The 15060-nt window shown below is 67.2% G+C and carries 14 protein-coding genes; 11 read left to right on the top strand and 3 right to left on the bottom strand.

Annotated elements, in window-relative coordinates; all coding sequences use genetic code 11:
* Positions 1–21: 21 nt before the first annotated feature.
* From CDO46_RS08615 to CDO46_RS08600, 4 genes are read left to right on the top strand one after another with little or no spacing between them, the layout of a single operon-like run.
* Positions 22–882 (top strand): branched-chain amino acid ABC transporter permease, encoded by an 861-nt coding sequence (locus CDO46_RS08615; protein WP_087838128.1) that lies wholly within the window; start codon positions 22–24, stop codon positions 880–882.
* Complete coding sequence (locus CDO46_RS08610; protein WP_087838127.1) at positions 882–1898, top strand: branched-chain amino acid ABC transporter permease; 1017 nt, start codon at positions 882–884, stop codon at positions 1896–1898. The genes CDO46_RS08615 and CDO46_RS08610 overlap by 1 nt, the downstream gene beginning before the upstream one ends.
* Positions 1895–2659 (top strand): ABC transporter ATP-binding protein, encoded by a 765-nt coding sequence (locus CDO46_RS08605; RefSeq protein ID WP_087838126.1) that lies wholly within the window; start codon positions 1895–1897, stop codon positions 2657–2659. Before CDO46_RS08610 ends, CDO46_RS08605 begins: the two co-directional genes overlap by 4 nt.
* Positions 2652–3359: an ABC transporter ATP-binding protein gene (locus CDO46_RS08600; RefSeq protein WP_087838125.1), complete on the top strand. Its 708-nt coding sequence runs from the start codon at positions 2652–2654 to the stop codon at positions 3357–3359. The genes CDO46_RS08605 and CDO46_RS08600 overlap by 8 nt, the downstream gene beginning before the upstream one ends.
* 47 nt (positions 3360–3406) lie before the next feature.
* Here the strand turns inward: CDO46_RS08600 and CDO46_RS08595 are convergent, their stop codons facing one another.
* Entirely contained in the window at positions 3407–4264 is an 858-nt protein-coding gene (locus CDO46_RS08595; protein ID WP_132979489.1) for a helix-turn-helix domain-containing protein, read from the bottom strand.
* Between the two features lie 208 nt (positions 4265–4472).
* Here CDO46_RS08595 and CDO46_RS08590 point away from each other — a divergent pair, with 208 nt between their 5' ends.
* Together CDO46_RS08590 and CDO46_RS08585 are read left to right on the top strand one after the other, a co-directional pair.
* Positions 4473–5546, top strand: coding sequence for a hypothetical protein (locus CDO46_RS08590; protein WP_087838123.1), 1074 nt, complete (start codon positions 4473–4475; stop codon positions 5544–5546).
* On the top strand, positions 5543–6982 hold the full coding sequence (locus tag CDO46_RS08585) for an aldehyde dehydrogenase family protein (protein WP_087838122.1): 1440 nt from the start codon (positions 5543–5545) through the stop codon (positions 6980–6982). Before CDO46_RS08590 ends, CDO46_RS08585 begins: the two co-directional genes overlap by 4 nt.
* Positions 6983–7024: 42 nt before the next feature.
* Here the strand turns inward: CDO46_RS08585 and CDO46_RS08580 are convergent, their stop codons facing one another.
* Positions 7025–8014 carry a tripartite tricarboxylate transporter substrate binding protein gene (locus CDO46_RS08580; protein WP_087838121.1) on the bottom strand — a complete coding sequence of 330 codons (990 nt, stop codon included), beginning with the start codon at positions 8012–8014 and terminating at the stop codon, positions 7025–7027.
* A 255-nt stretch (positions 8015–8269) separates the two neighbouring features.
* Between CDO46_RS08580 and CDO46_RS08575 the strand changes: the two genes are divergently transcribed.
* The 3 genes from CDO46_RS08575 to CDO46_RS08565 are packed head-to-tail and all read left to right on the top strand — an operon-like array spanning position 8270 to position 10906.
* The gene (locus tag CDO46_RS08575; protein WP_087838120.1) at positions 8270–9238 is read left to right on the top strand and encodes a tripartite tricarboxylate transporter substrate binding protein; all 969 of its coding nucleotides are present in this window, start codon (positions 8270–8272) and stop codon (positions 9236–9238) included.
* A 32-nt stretch (positions 9239–9270) separates the two neighbouring features.
* Positions 9271–10188 (top strand): amidohydrolase family protein, encoded by a 918-nt coding sequence (locus tag CDO46_RS08570; protein WP_087838119.1) that lies wholly within the window; start codon positions 9271–9273, stop codon positions 10186–10188.
* Positions 10169–10906, top strand: coding sequence for an SDR family NAD(P)-dependent oxidoreductase (locus CDO46_RS08565; protein ID WP_087838118.1), 738 nt, complete (start codon positions 10169–10171; stop codon positions 10904–10906). The genes CDO46_RS08570 and CDO46_RS08565 overlap by 20 nt, the downstream gene beginning before the upstream one ends.
* Positions 10907–10914: 8 nt before the next feature.
* Here the strand turns inward: CDO46_RS08565 and CDO46_RS08560 are convergent, their stop codons facing one another.
* Positions 10915–11682 (bottom strand): SDR family oxidoreductase, encoded by a 768-nt coding sequence (locus tag CDO46_RS08560; protein WP_087838117.1) that lies wholly within the window; start codon positions 11680–11682, stop codon positions 10915–10917.
* A 151-nt stretch (positions 11683–11833) separates the two neighbouring features.
* Here CDO46_RS08560 and CDO46_RS08555 point away from each other — a divergent pair, with 151 nt between their 5' ends.
* Together CDO46_RS08555 and guaD are read left to right on the top strand one after the other, a co-directional pair.
* A complete protein-coding gene (locus CDO46_RS08555; protein WP_087838116.1) occupies positions 11834–13648 on the top strand; it encodes an ABC transporter ATP-binding protein in 1815 nt (604 codons plus the stop codon).
* On the top strand, positions 13623–15035 hold the full coding sequence (gene guaD, locus CDO46_RS08550; RefSeq protein WP_087838115.1) for a guanine deaminase: 1413 nt from the start codon (positions 13623–13625) through the stop codon (positions 15033–15035). The genes CDO46_RS08555 and guaD overlap by 26 nt, the downstream gene beginning before the upstream one ends.
* Positions 15036–15060: the final 25 nt, after the last annotated feature.

The following is a 15060-nucleotide window of genomic DNA, read 5'->3' as shown; positions in this document are numbered from 1 at the left end:
GTTTGGAATTGCGGTGGCTTCATGTTGACTATCTTGTTCGATGGCATTGCATATGGGATGCTGTTGTTCGTGCTGGCTTGCGGGCTGTCCGTGACGTTGGGGTTGATGAACTTCATCAACCTGGCGCACGGGGCGTTCGCGATGGTGGGCGGCTATGTGACCGTGCTGGCCATGCAGCGCCTGAACGTGCCTTTCCTTTTGTGTCTGCCGCTGGCCTTCATCGTGTCGGCGGTCATGGGGGCGATCCTGGAGCGCACGCTGTACAAGCGGGTGTACGGGCAATCGCACCTGAACCAGGTGTTGTTCTCGATCGGCCTGACCTTCATGGCCATGGCCATGGTCGACTACTTCATGGGATCGCAGCAACAGCTGCTGCACCTGCCGGAGTGGCTGAGCGGCCGTTCGGTCATCGGCGGCGTGGGCATCGGGCACTACCGGCTGTTCGTGATCGTGATCTGCGTGGCGCTGGTGATCGGGCTGCAACTGATCCTGAGCAAGACGCGGTTCGGCAGCCGCCTGCGTGCCTCGGTGGACGATCCGCGCGCGGCCAGCGGGCTGGGCATCAACATCAACCTGGTGTTCCTGTCGACCTTCGCCTTCGGTTCCGGCCTGGCCGGCCTGGGGGGCGCGCTGGGCGCCGACCTGCTCGGCCTGGATCCGACCTTCCCGGTCAAGTACATGATCTATTTCCTGATCGTGGTGGCCGTGGGCGGCACGTCGTCCCTGACGGGGCCGCTGGTGGCCTCGCTGCTGCTGGGCGTGGCCGACGTGGCCGGCAAATACTACATCCCCACTGTGGGGGCATTCATCATCTATTGCGTCATGATCATCATGCTGATGTGGCGCCCGCAAGGCCTGTTCGCCCGGGCGGGGGGTAAGTAATGAAAGCCACGATCGCACCCCGGGCCGCCGCCGTGGCGGCCCCTGATTCGCTGCGCGCCGTCGGCGCGCGCTGGTCCCGCATCCGGTGGTTCGAAATCGTCTTCTGGGTGGTCGCCATCGGCGCCGCCTTCGTGCTGCCCAGGGGATTCCTGCTGCTGAACGAACTGGCCATCCTGGCCTTGTTCGCGGTCTCGCTCGACCTGATCCTGGGCTACGCCGGCATCGTCTCGCTGGGGCACGCGGCCTTCTTCGGGTTGGGCGCCTATTGCGCGGCGCTGCTGGCCAAGCACTTCGGCATCGATCCTCTCCTGGGGCTGGCCATCTCGGCCGCCCTGAGCGCGCTGCTGGGACTGGTGACCAGCGTGCTGGTGATGCGCGGTTCGGACCTGACCCGCCTGATGGTGACGCTGGGCGTCGCCTTGATCCTGTACGAGATCGCCAACAAGATGGGTTGGCTGACGGGGGGCGCGGACGGCCTGACCGGCGTGACCATGGTGCCCCTGTTCGGCACCTTCGAGTTCGACCTGTTCGGCCGCACTGCCTATACCTACTCGATCATCGTGGTGGCGATATTGTTCTTCATCGCCCGGGCCATCGTGCATTCGCCGTTCGGCATGTCGCTGCAGGTGGTGCGCCAGAATCCGCTGCGCGCCGCGGCCATGGGCGTGGCCGTGAACCGCCGCCGCGCCGCCGTCTACACGCTGGCGGCCGCCTATGCGGGCGTGGCCGGCGCGCTGCTGGCGCAGACCACCGGCTTCGCCTCGCTGGACGTGCTGGCCTTCCACCGGTCGGCCGACGTGATGCTGATGCTGGTGATCGGCGGCGCCGGCTACCTGTACGGCGGCATCATCGGCGCGGTCATCTTCAAGTTCATGCAGGACTGGCTGTCGGGCATCACGCCTCAATACTGGCAATTCTGGATCGGCCTGCTGCTGGTCGTCATCGTGGTCGTCGGCCACGAGAAGCTGGTGCGTCCCTGGACCTGGTTCCGCCGTGGCCATGGAGGCAAGCAATGACCACCGTACTGCAGACCTTCAACCTGACCAAGCGCTTCGGCGGGCTGGTCGCCACCAACGACGTGTCGATCAAGGTCGAGCGCGGCGCTCGCCAGGCGCTGATCGGCCCCAACGGCGCGGGCAAGACCACGCTGATCAACCTGCTGACCGGCGTGTTGTCCGCCACTTCCGGCCGTATCGAGCTGGAAGGCGAAGACGTCACGCGCCTGCCGGTGCACGCGCGCGCACGCCGCGGCCTGGTACGCACCTTCCAGATCAACCAGCTGTTCGCCGAAATGACGCCCGCGGAATCGCTGGCGGTGGCCATCTCCGAACGCGAAGGCAAGGGCTGGCGCTGCCTGCGCCCGCTGGGCAAGCGCGGCGAGATCATGGACGAGTGCGCGGCCCTGATGGAGCAGTGCAACCTGCTCGACGTGAAAGACCGCAAGACGGCGGTGCTGCCCTACGGCAAGCAGCGCCTGCTGGAGATCGCGCTGGCGCTGGCCGCCAAGCCGCGCGTGCTGCTGCTGGATGAACCCGTGGCCGGCGTGCCCGACGGCGAGCGCCGCGAGATCCTCAACACGGTCGGCGCCCTGCCCGAGGACGTGACCATCCTGCTGATCGAACACGACATGGACCTGGTATTTTCCTTCGCCAACCGCATCTCGGTACTGGTCAACGGCGGCTTGTTCGTCGAAGGCACCAATGCCGAGATCGCCCGCGACCCGCGCGTGAAGGCGGTGTACCTGGGCGAAGAAGTGGTGGAGGGCTACCATGACTGAGCTGCTCAAGCTGGAAGGCATCGTCGCCGGCTACGGCGAAGCCAAGGTCCTGATGGGCATAGACCTGAGCCTGGGCGAAGGCCAGGCGCTGGCCTTGCTGGGCCGCAACGGCACCGGCAAGACCACGCTGATCAATACCATCGTCGGTCACACGCGGCGCTTCGCCGGCCGCCTGCACCTGGGGGGCCGGGACATCACCGGGCTGCGTCCGGACCAGCGTGCGCTGGCGGGCATCGGCTGGGTGCCGCAGGAGCGCAACATCTTCAAGTCGCTGACCGTCGAGGAAAACCTGACCGCCGTGGCCGTGCCCGGACCGTGGAACCTCAAGCGCATCTACGAGATGTTCCCGCGCCTGCAGGAACGCAAGGCCAACATGGGCAACCAGCTCTCGGGCGGCGAGCAGCAGATGCTGGCCATCGGCCGCGCGCTGATGCTGAACCCGCGCGTGCTGCTGCTGGACGAGCCGCTGGAAGGGCTCGCGCCCATCATCGTGCAGGAACTGATGAGCGCCCTGCAGCGGATCATCCGCGACGAGGGGATGTCGGTGATCCTGGTCGAGCAGAACGCCCGCAAGGCGCTCAGCATCACCGACTCCGCCATCGTGCTGGAACGCGGCAGCGTGGTGCACGCCAGCTCCGCGCAGGCCTTGCTGGCCGATGGCGCGACGCTGGACGGATTGCTGGGCGTGGCCAAGCATTAGGATGTGGCGAAAGCCGGAAGTCCCTGGCGGCTTCCGGCGCGTTTGCCTCAGAGCCGGGCGTCGGCGTGCTCGCACTGCCGGGGCAGGGCCGGTACCGCTGCGCGGCGGTAGTCCCGGGGAGTGAAGCCCTGCTGGTCGACGAAGAACTTCGAGAAATGGCTTTGCGCGCCAAAGCCGCAGCGCTGCGACAGCTCGGCGATGGGACCCGCGTCGTCGGCCAGATACTCCACCGCGGCATGCAGCCGCAGCATATTGACATAGTGCTTGGGCGACAGGCCCGTGCAGGCAGTGAACAGTTCGAAGAAGCGGGAGCGGGACAGGCCTACCCGCGCGGCGATCTCCTGGGTGGGCAGCGGTTCTTCCAGGTGTTCCTGCATCAACGAGATCGCCCGCCGGATGCGATAGTCGTTGCTGCGGGCAGGCCGTTCGCGATTCGGATAGGTGGGGCCGTGCTGATGGCAAAGATGCTCGGCGAGCTCGCCGAACAAGGCCTGGACTTCGGGGGCGTTGAGCTCGACCGCCTCGAGCATGTGCCTGGCCAGACGCTGGGCGAGCTCGACCGCGCGTGTTCCCAGTTGAACGCTGCTGTGCCGAAAAAAACGCACATAAGAGGGCAGGCCGGGAAACTGTTCCTCGATCCACAGGGGCGAGAAATACAGCATCAGGATCGTGCTCTTGCCCTGGCCGACGGAGAGGTTGGCGTGCAGTTCGTGGCTATTGACGAGGACGGCGTGGCGGGGGGCCAGCATCGCCGACGTTTCTCCAACCTGGTATTCATGGCAGGGGCCGTCCAGTTCGATCATGGCATGGTGGACGGGATGCGCATGCGGGCCTGCGGGACGCACCTTGTCGAGCAGGCAGGCCCGGCCGATATGGCCATGGGTAACGGCTAGGACTCTGGACACGTGGCACTTCCTTCGCCCCGAAGGCGATGAGACGGCGATGTTGCGTGTGTGCGGACAGTATATCCAAGGCCCCGGCGAACGCCATCGGCTGGCCAGACAAAATCGGATGAATTCATAAATCGGCAGACGCAGGCGTAATGGCCGCCCAGGCCCGCGTTCCTACACTCCCTGGCACCCAAGGACACATTGCCAAGAAAGGAGAGACGGAATGACCCAGGATCTGATCGTCGGTGGCGCCATGCTGCCGCATGCCCCGCAGTTCTTTACCTTGCCCGATACCGAGGACAAGAACACCGTCCAGCGCGTTCGGGACGTGGCTGCATCGATCGGGGAGCGGCTGCAGGCGCTGGAGCCGGAGCTGTGGATCATGATTGCCAACGACCATGCGCAGCAATTCTTCCACCAGTGCGCGCCGCCGTTCACGCTGCACGTGGGTGGCGTGGCCAGGGGCGAGTTCGCGGGCCGGGGGTTTCGCTACCAGGTGCCCAGCGACATTTCCTTCGCGATCGTCGAGGACCTGTACCGGTCGGGCTTCGATCCCGCCTTCACCAGCAGTGCCGAGATCGACTATGCGCTCGGCATTCCGTTGACGCACCTGGGGGTATCCGCGCCCGTACTGCCGGTCTACGTGAACGCCTATCTGCCGCCGCAACCGACCACTGAGCGATGCTATGCCTTCGGCGTGGCGTTGGCCAACGCCGTGCGCCGCCTTGGCTTGCGCACGGTCGTCGTCGCCAGCGGCGGCATGTCGCATTTTCCTGGAACGGACCGCTACAGCCAGCCCGACCTGGAGTTCGACAACCGGGTACTGGACACCCTGCGAACCGGCAATCTGAAGTCGCTGATCGGATACGCCGAGTCGAAGCTGGACGATACCGGCAACATCGAGCTGCGCTGCTGGGCGGTGGCCGCGGGAGCGCTGGGCGAGCGCGTTCCCGACGTGGTGCAGATGGATCCGAGCTGGCACCACAACTATGCCTCGGTGGGATTCTTTTCTCCGCCCCGGCCGGCTCCTCGCCCGCACTATCCGCGCATCGCTCCCGAGTTGGCGGAGCTGACGCGCGCCCTGCATGGCCTGGCCTACGATCAGGCCAACCAGCGTGCCTTCGTCGCGGATCCGCGGGCCTACGTCGCCCGCTTCGAACTCAGCGAGGCGCATCGCGGAGCCTTGCTGGACATGGACCAGCTCAAGTTCGCCGAGATGGGGCTGCATCCGCTGATCGGGTTCCTGGCGAACATGAACATCCGGCATTTGCGCGCCGAGCAGGGAGGCGGACGATGAAGGACGCGCTGGCTGGAGAGGTACAGGCCTCGTTCATCGACGGCGCCCGGGTGGCGCCGGGCGTGGCGCGCATGCCGTGGCGCCAGGCCGGCAGCGGCGGCATGCTGGCCATTGCCGAGGCGGACGAAGGCATCGTGGCGCAGGCGGTTGACAGCGCGCGGCGCGCGTTCCAGGCGCAGCGCCCTGCGCCGTCGACCGTGCGCCTGCGGCACCTGCAATGCCTGAAGGACGCCCTGTCCCGGGAGGCCGCGGCCCTGGCGCGCCTCATCAGCGAGGACGTCGGCAAGCCGATACGCGTGGCGCGCGGGGAGGTGGCGCGGGGCCTGCAATTCGTCGAAGCATGCATGTCGGAGCTGTCACATCTGGGGGGCGAAGTCCTGCCCCTGGATGCCGTGCCCGCCGGCGTGGGGCGCATCGGCTACACCCGCCGCTTCCCCTATGGGGTCGTGGGTGCGATCACACCGTTCAATGCGCCGGTGAACCTGCTCGTGCAGAAACTGGCCCCCGCGCTGGCGGCGGGCAACGCGTGCGTGGCCAAGCCCGCTCCGGCGTCGCTGCGCACGGCCCTGCACCTGGCTGCCGCGGCGGTCGAGGCGGGCCTGCCTCCGGGCATGATGAACGTGCTGGCGGGCGACAAGGCGACGGCGCTGGCCCTGGCGGGCCATCCCGACGTCGGCGTCGTGTCGTTCACGGGCGGGGTGCAGGCCGGGGAAGCACTGGCCAGGGCGACGGGCGTGCGCCGATTCGTGTCGGAACTGGGGTCGAGCGCCGCCAATGTCGTACTGGCCGACGCGGACCTGGAGTCGGCCGCCGCCAAGATCGCCACGGCGGCGTTCGAGGCCAGCGGGCAACAGTGCATATCGGCGCAGCGGATCATCGTCGAGGCGCGGATCTACGACGAGTTCGCGGAACGTTTCGCCGCCGCCGCCGGACGGATGCGGGTCGGGCCCGCCGACGACGAGCGCACGGACGTCGGCCCGCTGGTGTCCGAGGCGTCGGCCGATCGCATCATGGCCCTGTGCGACGATGCGATCTCGCTGGGCGCACGCTATCGGCTCGCGCCCCGCCGCGAGGGGCTGGTCCTGTCTCCGGTCATCATCGAGGAGCTTTCACCGTCGGCGCGGCTATGGCACGAGGAAGTCTTCGGGCCTGTGGCCGTGCTGATCCGGGCCAGCGATGCCAACCATGCACTGGAACTGGCCAATGATTCTCCCTTCGGTCTCCAGGGGGCGGTGTTTACCCGCAGTCTGAGCCAGGCGTTCCGGTTCGCCGAGTCTTTCGAGGTGGGGTCGTTGTGGGTGAACGAGGCCAGTCGCTTCCGCCTGGACATGTACCCCTTCGGCGGCATGAAACTGAGCGGCACCGGTAGGGAAGGCGTGCGCTATGCCATCGAGGAGTTGTCGCAACTCAAGTTCACGGGTATTGCCTGGCAGTAGCGCCAAGGCGTGCCGTCCATCAGGGACGGCACGCCTTCTTCTTCAGTTCATCAAGGGAAGTCCTTGCTCGGCCACGACACGCTTCCACTTGGCGACTTCGCCCTGGAAGAACCTGTCGAACTGGGCGGGAGAGCCCGACATGCCTTCCGCTCCGAGTTGCTCGAGCCGGGACTTGAATTCGCCGGACGCCAGGGCCTTGGCCATCATTTCGTTGAGTTGCGCCACGCGTCTGGAATCCATGCCGGAAGGGCCGAAGATGCCGAACCACGAGACGAATGAATACTTGGGATAGCCCGATTCCGCCACGGTGGGAAGATCGGGCAGCGCTTCGGACCGCGCCGACCCGGTGACGGCGATGCCGCGCAGTTTGCCGCTGCGGACGTGTCCCACCACCGCCGGCATCAATTCGAACACCAGGTCGAGATTGCCCGCCATCACGTCGGCCATCGCCGGTCCTCCGCTCTTGTACGGCACGTGAAGGAGGTCCACGCCGACTTCGCCCTTGAACAGTTCGACCGACAGGTGACTGGAGGTACCGATGCCGGCGGTGCCGAAGGTCAGCTTGCCAGGATGTTTCTTGGCCTCTGCGACGAGCTCGCTCACGTTGCGCAGCCGGGAAGACGGATTGACCGCTATGACGTTCTGCAGCGAAGCCACGCCGCTGATGGCGACCAGGTCCTTCAGCGGGTCCACGGGCATGCTGCGCATCAGGCTGGGGTTGCTGGCCAGGCTCGTGGCGCCGAGCAGCAGGGTATGGCCGTCCTTGTCCTGGGCGCGCGCGACGAGCTCGGCGCCGATGTTGCCCCCCGCACCGGGTTTGTTTTCGACCACCACGGGTTTGCCTGCGATGCCCGCCAGTTCCTTGGCGACCGAGCGTCCGAGGATGTCGCCCGCGCCGCCTGGCGCATAAGGCACGATCAGCGTGATGGGCCGCGTGGGAAAGGCCTCGGCGGCAAGCAGGGGGGCATGGGCTCCGAAGGCCAGGGCGAGGAGTGCAGCCTGTTTCAGGACGAGGGGCGGACGACGATGCATGGGGACTCCTGATGGTTGAAAAAGGCATCGGCGAGTGTAGGAGGGGCTTCATTCTTTGTAGTTATCCCACTGTCCTCCCATTTACGCATTGATCTCATTTTTTGCGCCGGCGACGCCGGCGTGGATCGCCTGCGCAATTAATCGGACGCCATCGTAAATGCGGCGACGAAACGGTAATGGGCCGCCGCGACCCCATTCCTATAATCCGCTTCAATTTCCGGATACGCCCTCGTCACCTGATCACAAGGAGGCAGCATGAACCGGCAGTCGAGTCTTTGCGCGACGATCCTCGTCTCGCTGTTGGGAGGCGGCACGGCATGCGCCGCCGGCTATCCCGATCGCCCCATCAAGATGGTGGTGCCGTTCGCGGTGGGCGGACTGAACGACGTGCTCGCCCGCATCATCGCGCCGCGGTTGACGGCCGAGCTGGGCCAGCCCGTGGTGGTGGAGAACAAGGGGGGCGCCGGCAGCGTCGTGGGCACCGAGCAGGCCGCACGCGCCAGGCCCGATGGCTACACATTGCTGCTGTCCAGCGCCGCGCTGGCCATCAATCCCTCGCTGTACAAGAAACTGCCTTACGACGTGCAGCGCGACTTCGTTCCCGTCATCCAGATCTCGAGCACCCAGATGGTGCTGCTGCGTTCGCCCAAGTTCGAGCCGGACTCCGCCCCCGCGCTGGTCGACTACCTACGCAAGCATCCGGGCAAAGTGAACTATGCATCGTCCGGCGTGGGGTCGCCCAGCCACCTGGCCTCGGAGCTGTTCGTGCGCACGTACAAGCTCGACACGGTACACGTGCCCTATAAGGGCGCGGGCCCCGCGTTGGCGGCGATCGCGGCGGGCGAGGCGGAGTTCTGCGTGGACGTGCTGCCCACGGCGATGACGATGCACAAGTCCGGCATGCTGAAGATCCTCGCGCTGGCCGGCGACAAGCGCTCGCCGCTGCTGCCGGACGTGCCGACGCTGGCCGAGGTGGGCTTTCCCGAGTATGCCGCCAGCTCGTGGAACGTCATCATGGCGCCGGCGCACACGCCAGCCGATGTATTGGACAAGCTGCGCGCGACGCTCAGAAAGATCATGGAGTCCGACGACATGCGCGAGCGGATGCGGCAATTGGCGGTGGAGCCCAGGTCGGTGACGGGCGAGGCGCTGGCCGCGTTCATCGCCAGCGAAACGGACAAATGGGGCAACCTGATCCAGTCGGCCTCGATCACGGCCGACTAGCGCGAACCGATACTTGAGGGGAGTGGAGAATCATGCGAGACGGATACCATGTCGTGGACCTGCGAGCCCGCCCGCCTACCAAGGAGATCCTGACCTATTTCACGCCGGATCACTTGAAGTTCTTCGGCGGCCACCTGGGAATGAAGACCATCCCGCCGTCCTACCTGAATGCGTCGGTGGAACTGTTTTTCCAGGAGGCGGATCGCGCCGGCGTGGACCGGATGCTGTGCGTGCATCGGGTGGTGCCGGCCGCGGGCGGATCGCCGCGCAGCGACGTATCCAACGACCATATCGCCGAAGTGGTGCATGCCCATCCCGACCGCCTGTCGGGCGTCGCGGGCATCGACGTGGGCGGGGACTTCGGCGACCCCCTGGAGGAAACCCGCCGGGCCATCGACGACCTGGGCCTGCGCGGCATCCATATCGCGCCCACGCGTAGCGCGCTCGCCACGCACTGGGACGACCGGCGCCTTTATCCGCTGTACGAGTTGTGCGATGACCGCAAGGTGCCGGTGGTGCTGATGTCCGGACCGTTCGCGGGGCCGGAGATCGAGGATACTCACCCGCGGTACATCCAGGGGGTGGCGCGGGACTTTCCCAACCTGTCCATCGTTGCCGGGCACGCCTGCTGGCCCTTTTTCGCCGAGCTGCTGGGCGTGGCCTATCGCCACGAGAACGTATACGTATCGGCCGATGCCTACCTCTTCATGCCTGGGGGAGACCTGCTGGTCCAGGCGGCCAACGGGTTCCTGCAGGACCAGATGATGTACGGGTCAGGATATCCGGTGCGGGAGATCGACGCCTGCCTGGACGCGTACATGCAACTTCCCTTGTCGGATACGAGCTTTCGCAAGACGCTGGGCGAGAACGCGGTGCGAGTGTTCGGACTGCCCGGGCCTGCCGCCGTGGATTCGACCCGGGAGGGCCGGGATGGCCGCGCCGCCCAATGACGGCGTGACGGTGATAACCGGGGCCAGTGGCGGGATAGGAGCGGCTCTTGCCCGGCGTGTGCTGGCAGAGGGCGGACGGGTGGTCAACCTGTCCGACCGGCCGCCCGCGGTGCCGCTCGGTGCCATGGACCGGATCGTCGACCTGACCGACGCCGTGGCCACGCGGGAGGTGTGCGAGGCCATCTTGCGCGAGCACCGCGTGACCGGCTTCGTGCATTGCGCGGGAATACCGCACATGGCGCCAGTCGAGGCTTTCGACGCCGAAGGCTTCGACCGCATCGTGCACCTCCACCTGCGCGCCGCCATGCAATGCATCGGCCTCGTGGTCCCGTCCATGAAAGCCCGGCGACATGGGCACATCGTGCTGCTGGGCAGCCGGGTCAGCCTGGGGCGCGTGCGCAGCTCGCTCTACGGCGCGGTGAAGTCCGGCATCCTGGGCATGGCCAGGGCCTTGGCGGTTGAACTGGCGCCGCACGGCATCAATGTCAACGTCGTCAGCCCCGGGCCGGTGGATACGCCCATGCTACGGGTCTACCACCCCGCCGGCTCGGAGCGGGCCCTGGCGCTGGAGGCCTCGATTCCCATGGGACGGGTAGCGCAGCCCGAGGACGTGGCCAATGCGGCCATGTTCTTCCTGCGGGACGAGACGTCCTATGTCACGGGGCAGAACCTGTTCGTGTGTGGCGGGCGGGACATCGCGGCGGCCGAGCGGGGCTGACGGCGGTCTCAGTCCGCGTCCATGATGGATCCGCAGGTCAGGTTGACGATGGCGCCCGTCATCGCGCCCGCGCGGTCGGAGGCCGCGAAGGCCGCCGCATCCGCCACCTCGGCGATCCGCGGCAGGCGCCCCAGCGCCGTTCCTGCATTCATGTAGTCCCGGATCTCGCGCAGCTCGGCCTCGGCTTCCGGCGGCCAGGTCTCCGGCAGCGCGTCCGAGCGTAGGCAGACGACGCGCACGCCGTGCCGCCCCAGTTCCCCCGCGAAGGTTCGGGCCATTGCCTCGATGGCCGTGCACGCGACGGCGAACCCGCCGGTCCGGTGGTAGACCCGATCCCGGCCGGACAGGCCGGCGGACGTCGCCGAAAGCGCCAGGATGACGCCGTGCCCCTGCCGCACCATGTGCCGGGCCGCGCCGCGCATCGTCAGGAAATTGGCCCGCACGCCCGTCTCCACGGGCGCCATGAAATCGGCCATGGCCATGTCCAGCAGTGGAGTGCCCTGCAGGTCGCCGCGGATACTGGCAGCGTTCAGGCTGACGTCGATGCGTCCGGCCTTGGCCGCGACGTCGGCGGCGTGGCGCTCGACGGCGTCCTCGTCCAGCACGTCCAGCGTCGCCCAGTCCGCGCCGAGTTCCCCGGCCAGCGCCTGCAGCCCGTCGGGCGTGCGGCCGGCAAGAAAGAGCCGGGCTCCCTCCCGGGCGAAGGTGCGGGCGACCTGGCTGCCGATGTGGCCGGCGGCGCCGTAGACGATGGCGGTCTTGTCCTGAAGCAGCATGTGTGTCTCCCTGGGGCGGGCCGCGGGCGGCCTCGTGGTCTGTATCGAAGGCGATCCGGCTGCCTCGCGCATTATTATCGGCCAAGGGTGCCTGGTCCACCCGCAACCCTGGAGGTATCCTCTGGGGCGATACATCGTCCCAAGGATCTCCATGCGCCTCCTGTGGACCTACCTCAAGCCCCACCGCTCCCTGGCCTTCGTCGCGCTGCTGCTGGCGGGCTCCTCCCAGGTACTGGCCCTGGTCGACCCCATCATCTTCGGCCGCATCATCGACGAGTACGCGATCAATCGCGCCGGCAAGACCGAGCACGAGCTGGTCACGGGCGTGCTGGGACTGCTGGGCCTGGCGGTGGGGATCGCCATCCTGTCGCGCCTGGCCCGCGCCTTGCAGGAGTACACGACCCGGCTGGTGGTGCAGAAGCTGGGCACGCATCTCTTCAACGACGGCCTGCGGCAGGTGCTGCGCCTGCGCTTCCAGGAGTTCGAGGACCTGCGCAGCGGCGAGGTGCTGTCCCTGCTGCAGAAGGTCCGGGCGGACAGCGAGCGTTTCATCAACACCTTTATCAACACGGTGTTCGCGGCGGTGGTGGGAGTGGGTTTCCTGACCTGGTATTCGGTCACGAAGAACTGGCTGCTGGTGCCGGTGTTCCTGGTCGGGGTGCTGCTGCTGGGCGGGCTGACCGGCCTGCTCAGCCGCGAGATCAAGACGCAGCAGCGTTCCATCGTGCGCGAGACCAACCGCAATTCGGGCTTCATCACCGAGTCGCTGCGCAACGTGGAACTGATCAAGAGCCTGGGGCTGACCTATCCGGAAATCCGCCGCCTGCAGGCGCAGACGGCGGCGATCTTCGCGCTGGAGATGGAGAAGGTCAAGCGGATACGGGTGCTGTCCTTCCTGCAGGGCATGACGCTGAGCCTGTTGCGGCTGTCCATCCTGTTCGCGCTGCTGTGGCTGATCTTCCGCGAGGTGCTGAGCCCGGGCGAACTGATCGCGATGCAGTTCATCTCGGTAGCGATCTTCGCGCCGCTGCAGGAGCTGGGCAACATCATCCTGGCCTATCGCGAGGTGGATGCCTCGCTGCTGAACTTCGGCGCGCTGATGAAGAAGCCGGTGGAACGGCGGCCACCCGGCGCGGTGGACGTGGGCCCGGTGCGGGACGTGCGTTTCGAGCAGGTCTGTTTTCGCCACAAGGGGGCGCCGGACTACGCGCTGGAAGACGTGTCGTTCGACGCGGAACTGGGTGACACGATCGCGTTCGTGGGGCCGTCGGGCTCGGGCAAGTCGACCCTGGTGAAGCTGCTGGTGGGGCTGTACCCGCCGGCCAGCGGCACGGTGTCGTACAACGGCCAGCCCACGACGGCGCTGCGCTTCAACCGCGTCCGGCGGCAGATCGGATTCGTGACGCAGGAAGCGCACATGTTCGCGGGCACGATCCGCGAGAACCTGCGGCTGGTCAAGCCCGACGCCACCGACGAGGAAATGGTGGCGGCGATGGAGCAGGCCTCCTGCGCCTATCTGCTGACCAAATCGCCGGACGGGCTGGACACGGCGATAGGCGAGATGGGGATGAAGCTGTCGGGCGGCGAGAAGCAGCGCCTGTCGATCGCCCGCGCGCTGATCCGCCAGCCCCGGCTCCTGATCTTCGACGAGGCGACCTCGGCGCTGGATTCGCTGACCGAGGAACAGATCAACGAGACGGTGCGGCGCATCTGCGCGCGCCGCACGCAGATCACGATCCTGATCGCGCACCGGCTGTCGACCGTGATGCAGGCCGACACCATCTTCGTGCTGGAAAAAGGGCGTATCGTGGAGCAGGGCAGCCACGCGCGGCTGCTGGAAGGCAAGGGACTTTATTATGCGATGTGGCGGCAGCAGATAGGCGAGCGGCCCGCCGCGCCGACGTCCGAGGACCTGCCCGCCGACGAACCCGAGGATGCCTATGACCCGCTCCCGCCCGGGCCCTGACGCCCCCGACTCCCGCTTCGGCCCCGGCCGTCACGCCCTGCGCGGCGCCACGCTGAGTTTCCATGCCGATCCTTTCCTGTCGGATCCGCACGCCTCGTACACCCACCTGCCCGATGCGCTGGTAGTGATCGAGGACGGCCGGATCGCGGAAGCCGGCCCCTACGACCGGCTGCGCGCCTCGGTCGAAGGCTCCATGCCGGTGGCGCACTATCCGGACGCCCTGATCTTGCCCGGCTTCGTCGACACCCACATCCATTACCCGCAGACCCAGATGATCGGCGCCTTCGGCGAGCAGCTGCTGGAGTGGCTGAACAAGTACACCTTCGTGACCGAGCAGCAGTTCGCCGACCCGGCGCACGCCGGGATGGTCAGCGAACTGTTCCTGCGCGAGCTGCTGCGGGCGGGCACGACGACGGCGGCGGTGTACTGCACGGTGCATCCGGGGTCGGTGGACGCGTTCTTCCAGGCCTCGCAGCGCTTCGACACGCGCATGATCGCCGGCAAGGTGCTGATGGACCGCAACGCGCCGGAGGCGCTGCGGGATACGGTGCAAAGCGGGTACGAGGACTCCCGGGACCTGATCCGCAAGTGGCACGGCAAGGGGCGGCAGCTGTATTGCATCACCCCGCGCTTCGCGGCGACCTCGTCCCAGGCGCAGCTGGAATCGGCCGCCCGCCTGTGGCGCGAGCATCCCGGGACCTACATGCAGACCCATCTGAGCGAGAACCTGGGCGAGGTGGGCTGGATCGCGGAGCTGTTCCCGGACTGCTGCGATTATTTCGAGGTCTACCGCCGGGCCGGGCTGGCGGGACCGCGCGCGATCTTCGCGCACGCGGTGCACGTCTCGGAAGACGAGTTGTGCGCCTGCCACCGGGCCGGGGCGGCGCTGTCGCACTGTCCGACGTCCAACCTGTTCCTGGGCAGCGGGCTGTTCCGGGTGTTCGACGCCAAGCGGGCCGACCGGCCGGTGCGGGTGGGGCTGGGCACGGACATAGGCGGCGGCACGGCCTTCTCGCAGTTGCAGACGCTGAACGAGGCTTACAAGGTGGCGGCCCTGAACCAGACGCGGCTGACCGCCGCCCATGCGTTCTACCTGGCGACCCGGGGTGGCGCGCATGCGCTTTATCTGGACGACCGCCTGGGAGCGATCGAGCCGGGCTACGAGGCCGACCTGGTGGTGCTGGACCTGAAGTCCACGCCCCTGATGGATTTCCGGATGCGCTATTGCGCCGACCTGATGGAGCGGCTGTTCGTGCTGATGACGCTGGGCGACGACCGCGCCGTCCGCGCCACCTACGTGGCGGGGCGGCCGGTGTACGACCGCTCGCGCCAGCCCGCGCCCTTCCGGTACGCGGACGGTTCGGCGGCGCCCGCGCCGGCTTGCTAGAATCATTATTCCTTTCCGCGCCCGC

The sequence above is a fragment of the Pigmentiphaga sp. NML030171 genome, assembly GCF_002188635.1.
Lineage (GTDB): Bacteria > Pseudomonadota > Gammaproteobacteria > Burkholderiales > Burkholderiaceae_B > Pigmentiphaga > Pigmentiphaga daeguensis.
Note: the sequence above shows the minus strand (reverse complement) of the source record. Positions and strands in the feature narration are given on the sequence as shown.